This window comes from Neobacillus canaveralius (assembly GCF_047237705.1).
Taxonomy (GTDB): domain Bacteria; phylum Bacillota; class Bacilli; order Bacillales; family Cytobacillaceae; genus Neobacillus; species Neobacillus niacini_K.
In genome coordinates this window covers 5,007,501-5,026,137 of sequence record NZ_JBDFLL010000001.1, presented here as the reverse complement: position 1 = coordinate 5,026,137, position 18,637 = coordinate 5,007,501, and the positions used below count along the sequence as shown (strand labels likewise).

19 protein-coding genes (1 of these 19 running past the window's edge) are annotated in these 18,637 nt (G+C 37.7%); 12 read left to right on the top strand and 7 right to left on the bottom strand.

The window, feature by feature from the left end:
- Window position 1 precedes the first annotated feature (1 nt).
- Window positions 2-700 carry a YetF domain-containing protein gene (locus tag ABC255_RS24655; protein ID WP_412998627.1) on the top strand — a complete coding sequence of 233 codons (699 nt, stop codon included), beginning with the start codon at window positions 2-4 and terminating at the stop codon, window positions 698-700.
- A 74-nt stretch (window positions 701-774) separates the two neighbouring features.
- On the opposite strand, the gene ABC255_RS24650 is transcribed toward ABC255_RS24655, so the two are convergent.
- Window positions 775-999 carry a hypothetical protein gene (locus tag ABC255_RS24650; RefSeq protein WP_412997607.1) on the bottom strand — a complete coding sequence of 75 codons (225 nt, stop codon included), beginning with the start codon at window positions 997-999 and terminating at the stop codon, window positions 775-777.
- A 110-nt stretch (window positions 1,000-1,109) separates the two neighbouring features.
- Here ABC255_RS24650 and fabL point away from each other — a divergent pair, with 110 nt between their 5' ends.
- From fabL to ABC255_RS24625, 5 genes are all read left to right on the top strand, one after another.
- Window positions 1,110-1,859, top strand: coding sequence for an enoyl-[acyl-carrier-protein] reductase FabL (gene fabL, locus ABC255_RS24645; protein ID WP_412997605.1), 750 nt, complete (start codon window positions 1,110-1,112; stop codon window positions 1,857-1,859).
- 75 nt (window positions 1,860-1,934) lie between these two features.
- Window positions 1,935-2,255 carry a gamma-type small acid-soluble spore protein gene (locus tag ABC255_RS24640; RefSeq protein WP_412997603.1) on the top strand — a complete coding sequence of 107 codons (321 nt, stop codon included), beginning with the start codon at window positions 1,935-1,937 and terminating at the stop codon, window positions 2,253-2,255.
- Window positions 2,256-2,404: 149 nt separating this feature from the next.
- Complete coding sequence (locus ABC255_RS24635; protein WP_412997601.1) at window positions 2,405-2,662, top strand: YgaB family protein; 258 nt, start codon at window positions 2,405-2,407, stop codon at window positions 2,660-2,662.
- Between the two features lie 191 nt (window positions 2,663-2,853).
- Complete coding sequence (ntdP, locus tag ABC255_RS24630) at window positions 2,854-3,384, top strand: nucleoside tri-diphosphate phosphatase (protein WP_095249190.1); 531 nt, start codon at window positions 2,854-2,856, stop codon at window positions 3,382-3,384.
- A 117-nt stretch (window positions 3,385-3,501) separates the two neighbouring features.
- Window positions 3,502-5,277: an ABC transporter ATP-binding protein gene (locus tag ABC255_RS24625; RefSeq protein WP_412997598.1), complete on the top strand. Its 1,776-nt coding sequence runs from the start codon at window positions 3,502-3,504 to the stop codon at window positions 5,275-5,277.
- Between the two features lie 96 nt (window positions 5,278-5,373).
- Here ABC255_RS24625 and ABC255_RS24620 read toward each other — a convergent pair whose 3' ends face one another.
- From ABC255_RS24620 to ABC255_RS24605, 4 genes are all read right to left on the bottom strand, one after another.
- Window positions 5,374-6,315, bottom strand: coding sequence for a glycoside hydrolase family 43 protein (locus ABC255_RS24620; protein WP_412997596.1), 942 nt, complete (start codon window positions 6,313-6,315; stop codon window positions 5,374-5,376).
- Window positions 6,316-6,511: 196 nt separating this feature from the next.
- Window positions 6,512-7,585, bottom strand: coding sequence for an FUSC family protein (locus ABC255_RS24615; protein WP_412997594.1), 1,074 nt, complete (start codon window positions 7,583-7,585; stop codon window positions 6,512-6,514).
- 189 nt (window positions 7,586-7,774) lie between these two features.
- A complete protein-coding gene (locus ABC255_RS24610; protein ID WP_412997592.1) occupies window positions 7,775-12,244 on the bottom strand; it encodes a glutamate synthase-related protein in 4,470 nt (1,489 codons plus the stop codon).
- Between the two features lie 299 nt (window positions 12,245-12,543).
- The gene (locus tag ABC255_RS24605; RefSeq protein ID WP_412997591.1) at window positions 12,544-13,839 is read right to left on the bottom strand and encodes a glutamate-1-semialdehyde 2,1-aminomutase; all 1,296 of its coding nucleotides are present in this window, start codon (window positions 13,837-13,839) and stop codon (window positions 12,544-12,546) included.
- Window positions 13,840-14,014: 175 nt separating this feature from the next.
- Between ABC255_RS24605 and ABC255_RS24600 the strand changes: the two genes are divergently transcribed.
- The gene (locus ABC255_RS24600; protein WP_335536701.1) at window positions 14,015-14,419 is read left to right on the top strand and encodes an ion channel; all 405 of its coding nucleotides are present in this window, start codon (window positions 14,015-14,017) and stop codon (window positions 14,417-14,419) included.
- A gap of 66 nt (window positions 14,420-14,485) precedes the next feature.
- The gene (gene bcp, locus ABC255_RS24595) at window positions 14,486-14,956 is read left to right on the top strand and encodes a thioredoxin-dependent thiol peroxidase (protein ID WP_412997589.1); all 471 of its coding nucleotides are present in this window, start codon (window positions 14,486-14,488) and stop codon (window positions 14,954-14,956) included.
- 50 nt (window positions 14,957-15,006) lie between these two features.
- Here the strand turns inward: bcp and ABC255_RS24590 are convergent, their stop codons facing one another.
- Complete coding sequence (locus tag ABC255_RS24590; RefSeq protein ID WP_412997587.1) at window positions 15,007-15,777, bottom strand: IclR family transcriptional regulator; 771 nt, start codon at window positions 15,775-15,777, stop codon at window positions 15,007-15,009.
- 237 nt (window positions 15,778-16,014) lie between these two features.
- On the opposite strand from ABC255_RS24590, the gene ABC255_RS24585 reads away from it, so the two are divergent.
- The 3 genes from ABC255_RS24585 to perR all read left to right on the top strand — a co-directional run bounded on the left by ABC255_RS24585 (window position 16,015) and on the right by perR (window position 17,736).
- Entirely contained in the window at window positions 16,015-16,227 is a 213-nt protein-coding gene (locus tag ABC255_RS24585; RefSeq protein ID WP_412997585.1) for a hypothetical protein, read from the top strand.
- Between the two features lie 411 nt (window positions 16,228-16,638).
- Window positions 16,639-17,193: a cob(I)yrinic acid a,c-diamide adenosyltransferase gene (locus ABC255_RS24580; protein ID WP_412997583.1), complete on the top strand. Its 555-nt coding sequence runs from the start codon at window positions 16,639-16,641 to the stop codon at window positions 17,191-17,193.
- A 105-nt stretch (window positions 17,194-17,298) separates the two neighbouring features.
- Entirely contained in the window at window positions 17,299-17,736 is a 438-nt protein-coding gene (perR, locus tag ABC255_RS24575; protein WP_335514335.1) for a peroxide-responsive transcriptional repressor PerR, read from the top strand.
- Between the two features lie 18 nt (window positions 17,737-17,754).
- Here the strand turns inward: perR and ABC255_RS24570 are convergent, their stop codons facing one another.
- On the bottom strand, window positions 17,755-18,123 hold the full coding sequence (locus ABC255_RS24570) for a YgzB family protein (RefSeq protein WP_412998626.1): 369 nt from the start codon (window positions 18,121-18,123) through the stop codon (window positions 17,755-17,757).
- 145 nt (window positions 18,124-18,268) lie between these two features.
- On the opposite strand from ABC255_RS24570, the gene ABC255_RS24565 reads away from it, so the two are divergent.
- Window positions 18,269-18,637 carry the 5' portion of a nucleotidyltransferase-like protein gene (locus ABC255_RS24565; RefSeq protein WP_412997580.1) on the top strand. 507 nt of this gene lie beyond the right edge of the window, so the window shows 369 of its 876 coding nt (coding positions 1-369); its start codon is at window positions 18,269-18,271; its stop codon lies off the right edge, out of view.

Below are 18,637 nucleotides of genomic sequence, written 5' to 3'. Positions count from 1 at the left end.
CATGGAATTACATACCTTGATACTAAGGATAACTTTAGGGTTTTTTGTATTATTTTTACTAACTAGGATAATGGGGAGAAAAGAGATAAGTCAAATGACTTTTTTCAATTTTGTTTCTGCTATTGCTATTGGAGAAATAGCTGCAAGCCTTGTAGTTGACCACCAATTAAGTATTTTTAATGGCCTTATTGCTCTAATTGGATGGAGCCTTTATACACTTTTAATGAGTTATATTGATATTAAATCCACAAATGCTAGAAAGTTTCTCGTAGGTGAACCTATAATCCTGGTTAAACAAGGAAAGATCATGGAGCAAGCCCTCCGAAAATGTAGATTAGATTTGGATTCCTTAAGGGCTATGCTTAGACAAAAAGACGTTTTTTCTATGGCAGATGTAGAAAATGCCATAATTGAAACAGATGGTAAAATCTCAGTCATGAAAAAGGAAACTGGAGAGCCTTTAACGAAAGGGGATATGAACATAGAAAATAAGAAAAAATTATTCCCTCTGCCAACTGGAGTAATTCTAGATGGTACCATTAGTACCGAAAATTTGAAAAAATTACACCTTAGTACCGAATGGCTGCAACAAGAACTTCTAACAGCTGGGGTTAAATCGGCATCTGATGTTTTTTATGCTGAAATTCAACCGGACGGTACACTTTTTATTGATAGTAAAATACATACTTATAAAAAATAAAAATGACTATCGACATATGATAGTCATTTTTTTACATGATTTATTGGCCTAATAAACAAAGGTGAAATTTTAGATTAATCATAACTAACTTTCGTTCCGTGTGTATAATCGGCTTCTTGTAGCTTAATTCCGCCGCGATTTTCTATTTCTTCAATGATTTCACGATGAATTGTCACACCTTCACTATTTAAGTAAGGTGCTATTTGCTGCAATGAGTGGTGAAAGAAGGCTAGTTCGCTGTCCCTCCATTCGACTTTAGAGACCATAGAAAGTTCTGTCATATCCCGTCCTACATACATAATCTTCTTCCTTTCTCATTTAATAACCTTAGGTTTTGTAATCAATTGTCATCTATACATTAAAACGCTAAAATGAATACAAAACTTGTTTATGAAGGGAATTAGAGTAAATGACACAAAAAGTAGCACTTATTACAGGAAGCAGCAGAGGAATTGGTAAAGCTACAGCCCTAAGGCTGGCTCAAGCAGGCTATGACATCGTCATCAATTATGCAAGAAGTAAAAGTTCTGCACTTAAAGTGGCAGATGAAATTGAAGCTTTAGGCAGAAAGGTTTTAGTGGTAAAAGCGAATGTCGGTGATGTAAGTAAAATTAAAACTATGTTCCAACAAATTGAGGAAGAGTTCGGAAGACTGGATATTTTTGTTAATAATGCTGCATCTGGAGTTCAACGCCCTATTATGGAGCTAGAAGAAAATCACTGGGATTGGACATTAAATATTAACAGTAAAGCTCTACTATTCTGTGCACAAGAAGCAGCAAAATTAATGGAGAAAAATGGCGGCGGGAAGATTGTCAGCATAAGTTCTTTAGGATCTATTCGCTATCTAGAAAATTACACAGTCGTAGGGGTATCAAAAGCAGCCTTAGAAGCTTTAACAAGATATTTAGCAGTAGAATTAGCTCCGAAAAATATCGTGGTTAATGCTGTTTCAGGCGGAGCAGTTGATACAGAAGCATTAACACATTTTCCGAATCGTGAAGAGCTGCTGCAAGAAGCAAAAGAGAAGACACCAGCGGGACGAATGGTCGAAATTGAAGATATGGTGAATTGTGTTATGTTCCTTTTATCTGAAGAATCTAGTATGATTCGAGGGCAAACCATTATTGTCGATGGCGGTATTTCGTTATTAGTGTAAGATAAATTTTTTTAAAAACTTTTTGGATAGACCCCTCACCTCCTGGGTATCTTAATTTTTGTGGAGGTGATTAAAATGGCAAACAACTTCAACCAACAACCAAACAAAACTTCTGCTGGAACTAACATCCAAGAAGTTAGACAACAAAATGCACAATCTCAAGGTTCAGCTGGTCAATTCGGAACTGAATTCGCTAGCCAAACAGATGCTGCAGAAGTAAGAAGACAAAATCAGCAATCTCAAAGCGGTCAAGGTTCTGCTGGAGCTACTGGTTCAGCTGGTCAATTCGGAACTGAATTCGCTAGCCAAACAGATGCTGCTGAAGTTAGAAAACAAAATCAGCAATCTCAAGCTAACAAAGGCCAAGGAAATTCTGGTCAATTTGGTCAAAGCTAATAAATTTGTAAGCAGAAGGCGCTCTCATTCGAAAGAGCGTCTTCTTTATTTTTCGACAAAACTTCTCCCAAGTTTACATAAGTAGTCAAAGGATATAGCTGTTTATTAAAGAATACATATTAGATAGAAAAAATAAGGCGGTGTGGTAAATGGATCATTTTAACCGTTTAGTATCTGAGCAGATGATGACAATGGAAAAATTACTATACCTTCAGGGAGAACTTGAACGTTGTCAGGAAATCGAACAACAACTACAGACAATACAAAACGAAACCGAGTTAGAAAGTGTCCAATTTGATATCAATCAAATGAAAAAAGAGCTAAAAGAAATTCAGGAAATTTTTGAAAAACAAACAGAAGAAGTGATTCAATCCTATCGTGAAACTGACTTAGAGCCTTCAATATAGGGCAAAATCGAAAAAATGATTAAAAATATGCAATTTTTTTCAAAGAGTCATTGAAATCAATGGCTCTTTTGTTTTAAATTCCTTGTTCAACCGTTATAATAATAAGAAATAGTAAATGATTTGTTACCATTTGTCGTTTAAGTGCAGGAATATAGGTTACAAAGCGTTTAGGAAGGAAGAAGGGGAGAATCATGGGCGTACCCATCGAAGGAGAACCAATACAAATACATAGCTATAAACACAATGGGCACATCCATCGCGTCTGGGAAGAAACGACCGTTTTAAAGGGATCCCAAAATTTAGTGATTGGCGGGAATGATCGCACAATTGTAACGGAATCAGATGGAAGAACATGGATTACAAGGGAACCTGCAATTTGTTATTTCCATTCACAATATTGGTTTAATATTATTGGAATGATTCGGGAAGATGGTATTTACTACTACTGTAATCTCAGCTCACCATTTATCTTTGATGGCGAAGCAGTTAAATATATTGATTATGACCTCGATATCAAGGTATTCCCTGATATGACGTTTAATTTGTTAGATGAAGATGAGTATGAACGTCACCGTCGTGAGATGAAATATCCCGAAGTGATTGACCAAATTCTGAAAAGAAATGTGGAGAAGCTCATTCAATGGATTCGCCAGCGCAAAGGACCATTTGCGCCTGACTTTATTGATATCTGGTATGAGCGTTACTTAACTTACAGACGTTAATGGAAAATGTTCCACGCCATGGAAAGATGATGAAGGCACCTACACAGTAATTAGTAGCTGCCTTCATCATCTTTCCCTGTTCTTATTAAAGTACACAGCGCAGAAAGGGGGCAAAACTTGAGCAGTGTTCGCAGATTTCTCGAATTTGTTAAGCCATATCGCCTTCAAATTATTGGGACGATTGCTATCGGGGTTGTAAAATTCGCCATCCCGCTTATCATTCCCATGCTCATTAAGTATGTAGTGGATGATATCATTGGCAATGGTGGTTTAGCCAACGATGAGAAAATAGAAAAATTACTTCTGATCATGGGGGTAATGATCGTTGTTTTTGTCGTCTTAAGGCCGCCGATTGAATATTATCGCCAATATTTCGCCCAATGGACATCAAGTAAAATTCTATACGATATCCGTGACCGTATGTATTCTCATATTCAGAAACTCAGCTTTAAGTATTATGCCAATACTAGGTCAGGAGAAGTCATTTCACGCGTTATTAATGATGTTGAGCAGACAAAAACCTTTGTGATCACTGGTTTAATGAATTTATGGCTCGATATCGCCACAATTGTTATCGCAATTATAATTATGTTTTATATGAATGTCAGTCTAACCGTGGTCTCAATTTTGTTATTTCCGCTCTATGCAATCTCAATCAAATACTTTTTTGGCAATTTGCGTAAACTCACAAAGTCTCGTTCCCAAGCACTTGCTGAGGTTCAGAGCTACCTTCATGAACGGGTGCAAGGAATGCCCGTCATAAAAAGCTTTGCAATCGAAGAGTTTGAGCAGACACAGTTTGATAAACAAAATAAAAACTTTTTAGATAAAGCCTTAGAGCACACCAGCTGGAATGCGAAGGCATTTGCAGCCGTTAACACGATTACGGATGTTGCACCTTTACTCGTTATCGGTTACTCTGCCTATCTTGTTATTCAAGGAGATTTATCGCTGGGAACAATGATGGCGTTTTTCGCTTATATTGATAAATTGTACAATCCGTTAAGAAGGCTAGTCAACTCTTCCACAACACTGACGCAGTCATTCGCCTCTATGGACCGGGTATTTGAATTCCTCGATGAAAAATATGATATTGTAGATGCTCCCAATGCGGCCCCGTGCAAGGATGTGAAGGGGGACATTACGTTTGATCATGTTCAATTTACCTACAATGATTCAGGGGATATGATTCTGAAAAACATCAACCTTGATGTAAAAAAAGGTGAGACCATTGCCCTAGTTGGGATGAGTGGAGGAGGAAAGTCGACTCTTGTCAGTCTGATTCCTCGTTTCTACGATGTTATGGATGGGAAAATACTTTTAGATGGAGTGGATATCCGCCACTTCCAGGTTCAATCCTTACGGGATAAAATCGGAGTGGTTTTTCAGGATAATATCTTATTTAGTGAATCTGTAAAGAACAATATCTTATTAGGAAAACCCGGCGCAACGGATGAAGAAGTATATCAAGCAGCCAAAGCGGCCAATGCACACGATTTTATTCTGAATCTAGCAAATGGGTATGATACGAAGGTTGGAGAAAGAGGTGTCAAGCTATCTGGAGGTCAAAAGCAAAGAGTGGCAATAGCTCGAGTGTTTTTACGAAATCCTCCTATTCTAATCCTAGACGAAGCAACTTCAGCACTAGATTTAGAAAGTGAACATCTTATCCAAGAAGCACTTGATAAGCTCGCGAAGGATCGGACGACCTTTGTTGTTGCTCACCGTTTATCTACGATCACCCATGCTGATCGAATTGTCTTAATCGAACACGGCCAAATTGTCGAAGTAGGCAAACATGATGAATTAATGGCGAAACAGGGCAATTATTATAAATTATTTCAAGTGCAGCAGCTGGAACAGCATAAAGAAAAAGCGCCGCTGCAAGCCTAGAAAAGAGCAACAAAAAATGACGTATTTACCTACGTCATTTTTTTTGTGCATGAATAAGTAAGCTTTTAATTGCTTCCAAAAGCGCTACATATTATGCTAAATACTTCTTTTTCCATAGGCTTGTACCACAGCGTTGTACTCATCGATAGTGATTGGCATAACCCCGCCATGCTTGGAATTAACAGGTATATCCAAATCCTCTGGACTCTTTGTAAATTGTGCTGTTTGTAAGTCCGTTGTATAGTAGGGTACATATTTTTTCTCAATCGCATAATGATCGAGCAATAAACACCATTTATCTTCACCTTTTAATTTAAAGCAGGCAGGTCCCTCAACGCCGATTATATTTTTAAGATTTGTATCTAGTGGAGTAAACTCACCGAGTAAAGCTTCCGAAACCTCTACAGTAATCGTTTTAACTGTCTCGTCTTTTGAAAAACGATAGTATTTACCGTCCTCTTCAATAATGGTTGTGTCTATAATATGATTCTCTCTTTCAATATAGATTTTAGGAGCAGTAAAATTTATAAAATCCTTCGTTTTAGAATAATAGATTCTATGCTTCTCAATTCCAAAGTTCTCCCTTGAAGCCCAGAATACTAGAAAATCATCGGCTTCTTTATCATATATTGCCTCTGGAGCCCAAACGCAGCCTGCAGTTTCCGGTCCAACCTTAACTAATCGTTGTTCAGACCAGTTTATCAAATCTTTAGACTCCCAAACCACAATATGCTGACTTCCAGTTCTCTGAACCTGATCCCAATCCCTACGATGATACATAGATAAATCGGTGCCAATAATATAAAATTTATTTTCTTTTGGGGAACGGATAATAAACGGATCTCTTACCCCGAAGTCTCCTAATGTTGATGTCAATATCGGTTTCTTTTCATTAAGAGTTTCCCATCTCAAGCCATCCTTACTAACGGAAAAGTAGACTTGCTCTAAGTCAGCACTGCTCTCGTCTTTATGAATAAAATGCACAAATAGATAGGCCTCATATTCTTTCTTATCTAAATTCATTTCAACAAATGACATGCTGTAAACTCCTTCCAAAAAAATATTTATAAATGAATGTTCTCATTAATAAAGCTATAATTCAATCTAAATAATCTACTAAAATAGTGAAAAATCAGTAGAAATTTCATTTCTGAACATAAAAAAACACCCCGTAAATGTTAGAAGGGTGTCTAACATTTACGGGGCAGATCAAATCCAGTAAGTTTTCTTTTTTCTATTCGATTTCTTTCTGTTCAATGGAAACCTCATTATGATGAAAAGAATGAAAGCTGGTGATTAACGTATCCAGGTGCTCAATCTGCTCCCCGTAATCAATAATCGAAGAAATGACCTGCATAGTGTGATATAAATGCGGAGCGTTTTGGTTGCTGTATAGCTTTTGATGGCTCAAGAATAACTCGAATAGTTCCTTATTATTAATACAGGTATTCGTTTCATTGTCTAAGGGTGTTGGAACTTTGCCAATAAACCGCAGCATTAATTGCTCATGGTGGTAAATGACACTGTCGAGTTGCTCTTGTATCGACTGTTGAAAGTTTTCTGGCAGATGTAGGATCTCGTTTTCAAATCGGTGAAGTTTTTTTAAAGTATCCAGTGCCTTTTTTGCCGTGGAACTCATTTGCCTGAAGACCACTAGCTTTCTTGATTTTTCTAAACTAATCTTTTTAAAATAACTTCTTTCTTCTTTATACATTAAATAAAACTGTTCAATCTTAATTAAGTTGTCTTTTAATTTTTCAATATCAGTCTTTAGCATATTGTGATCGAAGTCATGCCGGGTACTTAATCGTATCCAGCGAATAATTTCCTCAGTAGTCCCTGTGATTTTAAAATAAAGCTTATTTTCATACTTAGGCGGCAGAAAAACTAGGTTTACTACGAAAGCAGAAAAGACTCCAATCATAATGGTTGAGAAACGGATTCCTGCAAATGGAATAAAATCAGTTCCAGGGGTTTCCATAATTGAAATTAGGGTTACAAGAGAAAGTCCGATTGTATTTTCAATTTTTAGTTTAAGATTGATAATTATAACAATCACAGCGGCTAACCCAATAATGATAATGTGATTTCCTAATAAAAGGACAAAAATAACTGCAAGTATTGCACCAATTAAGTTTCCTTGTATTTGTTCAACAATCGTCAAAAAAGAGCGATATATTGTTGGTTGGATTGCAAAAATTGCAGCAATACCTGCCAAGACAGGAGAGGGTGAGTGCAGCAGCTGAGCTAAGTATAGGGATAAGACAATTGCAATTCCCGTTTTAAAGATGCGGGCACCTAACTTCATTCCAAATGGTTTCCTTTCAAATTTAAGTGTTTAATACATAGTTTACTTCATTAATGAACAATTACGTACTATACAGGGATTAAAAGATTTTATCAAGAGATATTATATGAATTTTTATTAGTAATAGTTAAAGATATTTGTTCAAACACAAAAAAGGAACGTCCACCTAAGGGGACGTTCTCTTATTAATCATTCCGTAGATACAGCTGGGTCAGCTTGTTCTTTGACTGGAACAATTTGAATAAAGTGATCTTCTGGATTAGAGAGTAAGGCACGAAGCAGCTTTGCTTCTTCTGTCTGCCCGTCGTTTTCGAGTAAATCAGTATATTTACCAAGAAGCTCATTGACATCTTTTTTACCATTTTCGCTTAAGCTCATGACTGAAACTTTAGCACCTTTAGCAATCCTTCGCATAATTGCTTCTGCTGTTAAACCAATTTCAGGCTGTTGGCGAACATAAACGACACCACCAGTCATACCAGCACAAATCCATGGACCTGGGTCTCCTAACACTAATCCTCGACCGTTCGTCATGTATTCAAATGCAAATCCTTTAATGTTTGCATTGGCGCCAATATTACCAGTCTCTTTTTCAGGGATAGGCTGCTTCACAAAACCACCGACGATTAGATCAGCACCAGAAAGACGAATTCCTGCGCGGGCATCGGCGTTACCTTGAGCGACAAGAAGACCTTTTTGAGCGCCATATCCGAAACCTTTACCGACAGAACCATTGTAATAGTTGCCATTTTTTCCTTTGGATTTCAGGATATAGATATTTCCGCCAAAAGAAGTTTTACCAACTCCATCTTGACCGCCGCCGTTAACAGTGATCTCAATACCACCACTATTATAAGCGCCTAAACCATTACCAGGAATCGAGCCATTCTTATACTTAAGCTGTACAGGAGGAAGCTGTTGGTATGAACCATCAAGTCTTCCGCGTACACGATGACAAGAAACTCTGCTTGCTAGAACGCGCTGTTCAGAGGTGACACTGTCAAATTCACGAGAAGAATGTAATTCATCCACGCTGGCGTCTAAATACTCAGCACCAACGGCTACTTGCATTTGAACCTCTTGCAATGCCTTGGTTTCTTCTGTTTTTGTGAATTGGCTAATTTCTAATGACTTTATTAAATAAGACAGGCTAAGCTGATTTTTACCCTTAACCTGCTCAAGCAAATCGGACCGTCCAACCGCATCCTGCAAATTAGTAATACCGACAGAAGCAGCCAGTGCCTTTAGTTCATTTCCAAAGGATGAAAATAAATTCATAATCCCATTAACAGCTAAGTCAAGTTGACGTGGGACAAAGCGGCGAAGTCCATGTTCCTTCGCTTGAACTTCAGATTCAATCTGAGTGGCAATACCGACGTGACATGTATCTAAATGACATCCACGGCATGTTGTACAACCGATTGCAAGCATAGATAATGTTCCAAAGCCAACACGGTTTGCGCCGAGAAGCATAACCTTCATAACATCGAGGGCGCTCTTCATCCCGCCATCTGCCCAAATTTCTACTTTATTACGGAGTCCGCTTTCAAGCAGGGCATTATGGGCTGCTTTTACACCGATTTCAACTGGAAGTCCAACATGTTGAAGCGCATGAATTCTGGCAGCTCCCGTCCCGCCGTCAAATCCGCTTAATGTAATAATATCAGCGCCAGCCTTCGCAATCCCAACAGCAATGGTTCCGATATTTGGTACAACAGGTACTTTTACAGCAATTTTTGCTTGATCATTACCTGTTTTCAATTCTAGAATCATTTGCGCTAAATCTTCAATTGAATATATATCATGGTTGTTTGATGGTGAAATTAAGTCTGAACCGAGTGTTGCATTACGTGCAGCAGCAACCTTGGCGGTTACCTTCGAGCCAGGTAAGTGTCCGCCTTCACCAGGCTTCGCACCTTGACCGATTTTAATTTCTAATAGATTAGAAGAGTTTAATAACTCAGCGTTTACCCCAAAGCGTCCAGAGGCAATTTGCTGTCCTCTTGTTTTTGGATATTTACCAAGCATATCCTTGATTTCGCCGCCTTCACCATTTAGAGAGACCATGTTTAGGCGGTCAGCACCTTCAGCATAAGCTCTAAAGGCAATCTCATTCTGGGAACCAAACGACATCGAAGAAATAATAAATGGTAAATCATGCTCACCAACTGTAATATTAACATTATCTTGTGAGATTGCTTGATTGCTCTTCTTTAATTGAAGTAAATGGCGAATGGTCGTTGGATTCTGCTCTTCTTGTTCACTGATTTTTTCCCGGTAAGCACTGTAGTCACCAGTTGCAGCAACTTCACCGATAGCCTTCCAGATACGAGGGAAGAGATGGAAGGTTTTACCGACTCTTTCCTTCTCATTCTGATAATCCGCAGCTCTTGCAAAAGCATCATTCTTCATTGCTTCAAAATCATTCTCAATCTCTTTAGAGCCAAAAAAGTTAACAATACCCAACACATTGGCAATATCTTCGTGTAAGCCGATACTGGAGTAAAGTCTGCCATATCCGCGTAGTTCATGAATCCCAATGGTTGATATTACTTTTTCAAGTCCTTTTGATAATGCACTGTAAAGGTTAATCAAAGGCTTATTGTTTTCATCGATTACGGTCATGAACATGTAATATGGGCTGATTAAATCTGCGCCTAATCCAAAAACAGTAATCAAGTCATGCAGGGAACGAATGGCTGCTGATCGCAGTACTAATGAACAATTTCTTCTTAATTCAGCCTTTACCAATGCCTGGTCAACGGCAGATGTAACTAAATGTGGATCAATCCAGTAAAAGTCATCCTGATGTGCGTTTGCGTCATCAAGAACGATTAATGACTTTCCTGTAGTGACAGCTTGAACAGCCTCATTAGTTATTCTTGTTAGAGCACTATCAATGTTTTCATCTTTCCTAAAAGTTGTCGATATAAACGCAACAAGCTTTTGCTTTTGAAAGTGGTGAACCACTTGATCAAAGCTAGGTTGACCTATTGTCTCGGAACAACTGTAACCAGCTTTGCCTTCTAGAAGAAGGGGAGTGGTTAGCTCAAGAAGTGTTTCTGTTTTTTCGTTACCGAATAAACCAGGACGTTTTCCAATAATCACTCGTGTAGAAAAATGTTCTGTTTCACGGTCTCGGTCAATCGCCGGATTCGTGACAACTGCTACGCTTTCTTTTATATAATCGGCAATGTTTTTGCGTTCTGGATTAAGTGCAGCCAATGGTGCGTCATGACCTAGAGATCGAATAGGTTCGACACCCTTTTCCGCCATTTGCTCGATTAATTGAATGTGATCTCTTTCCCAGCCAAATGCTTTATATTGTCCATTATGAATTTTGTCTGGATAATTCATGGTAATCGTTTTTTCTAACGTTGGTACTTGTAACCGTAATCTGGAATTTTCAAGATTTAAGCGGTTAGAATAACGGTTATAAACCTCTGTTTGGAAGCGTTTCTGCTCGAAAACTTCTAATTTATTATTGTTCCACTTAAAGCCGACTTTTTCTCCAGGTGCTAAAGGCTTAGGGTCGTTTACATACTCACTGGAAGGAATGATCCCTGGCTCCGATGAAAATAAATAGGAAGTCTCGATTTCTAGCATCCAAAGAGGGCGTAGACCTAATGCATCTACACTAAAAACGGCTTCATCTCCATACCTAGAAATAATGCCAGCTGGACCCTGAGCAAAATGACCCCAAGCTTCACGAATATAAGTATATAAATCTTGTAAATCAAGAGAGTAGGCTTTAATTTCATTAATAATTGGCGGGAATAAAAGATCCATTGCCTCGAATAACGTATACCCTTCACGGCAAATTAACGTTTCCATCGTCCGGCTTAAATCTTGCGAGTCACTGCCATCCTTTACGAGTGGAACCCCAATCATCTTCGCTTCGTCACGAAGCTTTGCAATCGTATTAATTTCTCCGTTGTGTCCAAGCACACTAAAAGGCTGCACCCGGAAAAAACTAGAAAGGGTATTCGTAGAATAACGGTTATGACCGAGAGTAATCGTTGATGCAACAATTGGACTAGCTAGATCCTTGTAGTAACGGGGGAGTATATCGCCAGCACCCATGACTTTATATACAGCATGATTTTGGCTGAGCGAAGCGACATGTACATGTTCATTGGTTTCTAAATCGACGATTGCTTCGAATAAGATTTTCGTTAATGCTTGCCCTGATTTTTCAGAAAGGCAGGCAAATTGCCAGAAAACAGGATTTTCCTGGATAGCAATCGGTCCTAATGCACTTGAATCGGTTACTTTATTTGTCTCAAAGACAATATCTAATTCAAAGGTCTTTAGTTTCTGAAGTAATTCTTGTTTAGTAGATAACCAGTCAGCCTTTTGGCTGATAAAAACATGACCTACAGCAAAACTCGCATTATCTGTGTGAGAGGGGTCTACACCGGCACTTTGTAATTTTTCCTTCCAAAGTGCTTTTGGAATATCAACATGAATTCCAACTCCATCTCCTTCACCGTTTATAAAACCAGCACGATGATTCATGGTAACTAAGGCATCTATGCAATCTAAAATGTTTTTTCTAGTTGGCAGCTTGTTTTTTTCAAGACAAGCGACAATTCCGCAAGCATCGTGTTCTTGCTTATGGAAATCTTTAAAAAGGGAAGGGGTCCATCTTTCATTCATATAAATTGGCTTCAGCGGAGATCCTCTAAAGCCGCTTCACCTCCTATTTATCTTTTTATGTGAGAAATTATGACAAATAAAGCACGGTCCAATAGAAAAATTTGTTTTAAGAATAATAAATTAATATTATCATAAGAATTTTCAGAAATCAAATAAATATACAATAATGTGGATAGAAAATTCAGGGAAAATTATGCGTTGGAAAGTAAAGGAAAGTGATAATGTAAACGTTTTCAACGGAGGATAACAAAATAAAGAGAGTGTTAACCACTCTCTTTTAGTGCATGAAAAATGTATATTTATTCGTTTCTAAGTAGAGAAAATGCATTATTCACCGCATGAAGTGTAGCCTCTATGTCGTCTTCCGTATGAGAAATGGTTAAGAACCATGCTTCATATTTAGAAGGCGCAAGATTGATTCCTTGTTGTAGCATTAACTTGAAGAACCTTCCGAACATTTCACCGTCTGTATTTTCTGCTTGCTCATAGTTTTCAATTTTTTCTTTTGTAAAATAAACAGTAAGTGCACCCTTCAAACGATTGATGGTGATTTGAATATCATGTTGTTTAGCTGCTTCTAGAATTCCTTGTTCAAGCAAGGCACCTAAACGATCAAGGTAGTCATAAACTCCATCTTGCTTTAGTACCTCAAGACAGGCAATCCCAGAAAGAATGGATGCTGGATTTCCAGCCATCGTTCCAGCTTGATAGGCTGGTCCTAATGGTGCAACATGCTCCATAATTTCCTTGCGTCCGCCATAAGCTCCAATTGGCAGACCGCCGCCAATAATTTTCCCTAGGGCTGTTAAATCAGGCTGGATACCTAATAAATCCTGTGCTCCTCCATACATAAAGCGAAAAGCTGTTATGACTTCATCATAGATAACAAGTGCACCTGCTGCATGGGTAAGGTCGTTGACCTGCTGTAAGAAACCAGGTTTTGGTTCAACAATCCCAAAGTTCCCAACAATTGGTTCTACTAGAACAGCAGCAATTTGGTCGCCCCATTTATCCAACGCTTCTTTAAAAGGCTCAATATCATTAAAAGGAACGGTAATCACTTCTTGGGCGATACTCTTTGGAACACCAGCAGAATCAGGGGTTCCGAGAGTAGATGGACCTGACCCGGCCGCAACCAGAACGAGGTCAGAGTGACCATGGTAACATCCCGCAAACTTAATAATCTTATCTCTGCCTGTATAGGCACGTGCCACACGAATCGTTGTCATGACTGCTTCCGTACCTGAATTCACAAAACGAACTTTTTCTAAAAATGGCATTGCTTCCTTAAGCATTTTTGCAAATTTTACTTCATGGGGTGTAGGAGTTCCGTAAAGAACACCACTCTCCGCAGCCTTTTTAATCGCTTCAGTAATATGTGGATGAGCATGACCTGTAATAATCGGACCGTAAGCAGCTAGATAATCAATATATTGGTTTCCGTCGACATCCCAAAAATAAGCACCTTGAGCGCGCTCCATAACCACTGGGGCACCGCCGCCAACTGCCTTGTAAGAACGAGAGGGGCTGTTTACACCGCCAACAATATGTTCTAACGCTTCATTATGTATTCGTTCAGAATTGGTAAATTGCATTTCTTTTCCTCCTTGAAATGGATTCCTTCCTATAATAGCACTTTTTTAATCTACTTTTATTTGTTTAACTTTTGAAAAATTTAAAGTTCCTCCTTTTTAAGTAAGGATTGTTGATATTTTATTGTCCAGGCAGGCATAGAATGAGACTAACTGACTCTACACGAGGTGTCCGCTGATGTTTTATTTTTTATTACCAATCGTAATCTTCTGTATTTTTATGAGTATCAGAACATTGTTTATTCCAAACACCATAAAAGGAAAGTTTGTTTCTATTGAAAACGCACTTTTTTTGGGTTCTATCTATTTAACTGTAATTCTCGGATTTGGGCTCATCTATTTATTGTTTGAATTAAAAGGGATCTCGTTACTTGTGGAGGTAAATGAAGGCAACAACTATAACTTGTTCGAAACAAGCTTTTATTTTAGCGCCATGACATTATTTTCTGTTGGCAATGGAGATGTAATTCCACATGGTTTAGGGAGGATGGTAGCTGTGGTGGAGGCATTAATTGGCTATACACTGCCTGCAGCTTTCGTTGCCCGGGCACTGATGGACCGTGAAGTGAAAGAAATCAAATAGTTGTATTGTGGAGCTTGTTTGGTTAGGCTTATGGAAGAGTACATTTTCCATGAGGTGATGTTAGTTATGACAATTGAGCTAGGCAAACAAGCCCCTGATTTTGAATTGTTAGCGAGTAATGGCGAAAAAGTTAAATTATCAGATTTTAAAGGGAAAAATGTTGTATTATACTTTTACCCTAAGGATATGACGCCTGGTTGTACGACCCAAGCATGTGATTTCAGAGATTATCACGGTGACTTTTCACAGCTGGACTCTGTAATTATTGGTGTGAGCCCAGACCCTGTAGAGAAACATGAAAAATTTATAGAAAAGTATAACTTACCGTTCATACTTTTGTTTGATGAAGAACAACAAGTTTCTGAATTGTATGAGGTGTGGAAATTAAAGAAGAATTTTGGTAAAGAGTATATGGGAATAGAAAGATCGACATTTGTCATTGATAAAGAAGGTAATATTGCGAAAGAATGGCGAAAAGTTAAAGTAAAAGGGCATGTGGAAGAAGCTTTACAGTATGTAAAAGAAAATTTAGCATAAAAGTTAGAAAAAAAGCGGGGGAGCACCCTCGCTTTTTGTAAATATTCTTCTTATAACTCCATTGACCTATATCCGAAACTACCAGAAATTTCTTTGCTGATATCTAATAAATAACGAGATATTTCATTATCTTCATTTTGAGGGGTAAACTCAGAAAAGCCTACAACCGTTACAGCTCCAAGGAGGTTTTTCTTATAGTTTAAAATCGGAATGGAAACGGAAGACACGGATGGGACCAGCGGTTCCCTGGCAAAGGCAATTTCTTTCTCCCGGATGGAATCGCATTCCGCCTCCAGCTGACTTATCTTATCTGATGAAATCTGCATAAATTCCTTCGCTTTCCACTCCCGAAGCTTTTGTTCTTCCATGAAGGCCAAAAATACCTTGCCTGTCGCAGATCGAATAGGAAGAAAGGTTCCAATTTGAGCACCAATATTAAGCCCTCGATTGTTATTAAAATCTTTAACAATCATTGGACCATTTTGAGTCCAGGTCGAAAATAAAACGGTACTCGAACTCTTTCCGTTTATTTCATTTAGAAAAGGTGAGATCCGATCAATAACATTCTCTTGATCTACAGCAGCCATCCCATATTCAATTAACTTGCTTCCCAATACATATTCTCCGGTATCCTTGTTACGATAGAGGATGCCTAATTGTGTGAAGGTATTCAAATATTTATAAAGATTACTTTTGGTAATCTGTGTTAACTCTTGAATTTCGGAGAATTTTAACGGTCTTCCCTGTTTAGCGATTGTTTCTACAATGCCCATCCCTACTTCTAATGATTGGATGGTTGTTCCCTTTTTTATGGCTTCCATATTCCAACCTCCTATGACCTTAATCCCTATTTTACCATAGCAGTATTGCAAACAAATATATTGTAATTCTTGAATATGGAAAAATTTATGGATATAGTAATTAAAAAGACCTGTTAGTTAGAAGGAGTTTTAACTATAAAAATGGATACAAAATTACAGATAATCGACACTTCAATACCGCTTTTCCAGCATTGATTCAAACCATGTTATTATCAGTGGGCTTGACCGTCTCGTTTCGTGGATTCTATACCATTAATGATGCTTCTTTTATTCATCGGTTCTGCTGGTTCAGGAGTAATTGCTATGTCAATGTCCGTTATTCCAGTTGAGTCTGTTCCTTTACAGTACTCAGGACTTGCCATCGGTTTAACTATTGGAATCGGTGAGTTAATCGGAGGATTTTTAAATCCAATGGTGAATGGTGCCTTAGCAGACATCTATGGGATTTAAACACCTTTATACGTAGCAGGTGCTGCAGGTGCTCTTGCATTTCTTTTATGTTTCCTCTATAAAGAAACAGCGCCAGCAAAAGCTCATCCAACTCAAGGCCCGGAAATCAAAATGGGCGTCAATATATAGTAATAGTTTGTAATAAAACCTAATTAATATTTCAACGAAAATCTAGCCTATTTTCTATAGAAGAGGCTTTTGTCCAATGCAAACGAACGTAATTTGAATATCATTTTATTAGGGCATACCTCCTCAGATAAAATTTGTTGGGTCGGTAAACGACCCTTTTTTTTATGGAATGATTGTCACCTCTTTGTTACCTGTTTTATTGGCAGCCTAATAGGTGATATGATTGAAATAAACAAATGGGATACATATTTCAAAAACAAAGAATAATTGGGGGAAAAAACTATGAAGATTTATACGAAGACAGGTGACAAAGGAACTACATCATTAATTTATGGGCAAAGAGTCGCAAAAAATGATTTACGTGTTGAGGCATATGGGACCTGTGATGAAACAAATTCAATGATTGGACTTGCATTAAGTTATATAAAAGATGAATCTTTTCAAAAGAAAGAATTAATTGAGAATATGTATCATAAAATACAAACAAATCTTTTTCACGTTGGTGCGGAGCTTGCCACCCCTAAAGGAAAGGAAGTAAAGTGGTCTCTCAATGTCAATGATATTGAGGAAATGGAAAAGCAGATTGATGTATTAAATGAGTCCCTTCCAGAACTGACTAATTTTATTCTACCCGGAGGACATTCCGCTGGTGCAGCCTTCCATGTTGCACGTACAACAGCGAGAAGAGCGGAAAGATGTGCAGTTTCATTGGGGGAGGATGTCAATCCTCTTGTATTGGCTTATTTAAATCGTTTATCAGACCTTTTATTCGTAACAGCTCGATATGTAAACCATGCTGTGGGGATAAAAGAGCAGATGTTACACCAAGAAAAGTAATAACAAATGCCTAATAACGATATTACAATATTGACAAAAGTATTAATTCCTTAGTAAACTAATTATAACAATTATAATTTAAGAATATTTTTGGAATAGAGGTGCATGGCGATGAATCAGTTAAAAGAAGCTTTGGAAACCTTAAAAGAAACTGGAGTACGTATAACTCCACAACGTCATGCGATACTTGAATATTTAATAAACTCGATGTCACATCCTACAGCAGATGAAATTTATAAAGCCTTAGAAGGGAAATTCCCTAATATGAGTGTGGCGACAGTTTACAATAATTTACGAGTATTTCGTGAAGTTGGTTTAGTAAAAGAATTAACGTATGGTGACGCTTCAGCACGGTTTGATTTTGTAACATCACACCATTATCATGTGATTTGTGAAAGCTGCGGCAAAATTGTAGATTTCCATTATCCTGGATTAGATGAAGTGGAACACCTTGCTTCGCATGTTACTGGGTTTAAAGTGAATAATCATCGTATGGAAATTTACGGGACTTGTCCTGAGTGTACAAGTAAAGAAGTACATTAATATTGTAAAAAAAGCCGATTAAGATATCGGCTTTTTATTTTTTGACTTTTTATTATAGGATTCATCAAACTCTTTGCCTTCGAGATTTGGATCAAGTGTCAAAGGTTCACGACAATACATACACATATCCACTTTTCCAAGCATTTTTGTGTGTTTCCCACAGCTTGGACACTTGACTTGGATTGTTTTGGTTGATAACATCCCAATCCAAAAGTAAACGACTGTGCTTGCAATGATAAATAACAGTCCCAAAAGCATAAAGATGGTCATAATAAGTGGAGAATTGCGAAAGTAAATCCCACCATACATAACAATAAAGCCGATAAATATTAAGGATAATGCAAAGCTGCGGATTTTATTTATTTTACTTGAATATTTAGCCATAATTCTCCCTCCTAGACAAACTATACCATATTTACATCTTCTGAAAAAATGTTATGTTAAAGAATGTCGAAATTTGTCTTCTATATAAGAAGGAGATTTATTATTACTGTCGAACATATAGTTATCTAGAAAAATGGAGGAATGATGGATGAAAGACATTCTTCGGCCCATTTATCAGGAACGGGCTAGTCAATCCAATACACTTGGTGTATTGATGATAGAAAAAAGCTTTAAATCAAGTCATACTACAGACACCTTTGATGTAATCCTTTTAATTATTGTGAAAGAAGGAGAACAGCCGTTATTAATAAAGCATTATACTTATAACGACAGCAAGGCAGCGATGCATATTATTACGGAGGGCCAATTGAAAGATTGGCTTCTATTAGGCACCAATCGAAAAATATTTGAATGGCTCCATACCGCAAAGATATTATTTGATCGTAATGAATATATAGAAAACCTTAAAACAGAGCTCCGTGAATTTCCGTTTAATGGACGTAAGATTAAAATGGGA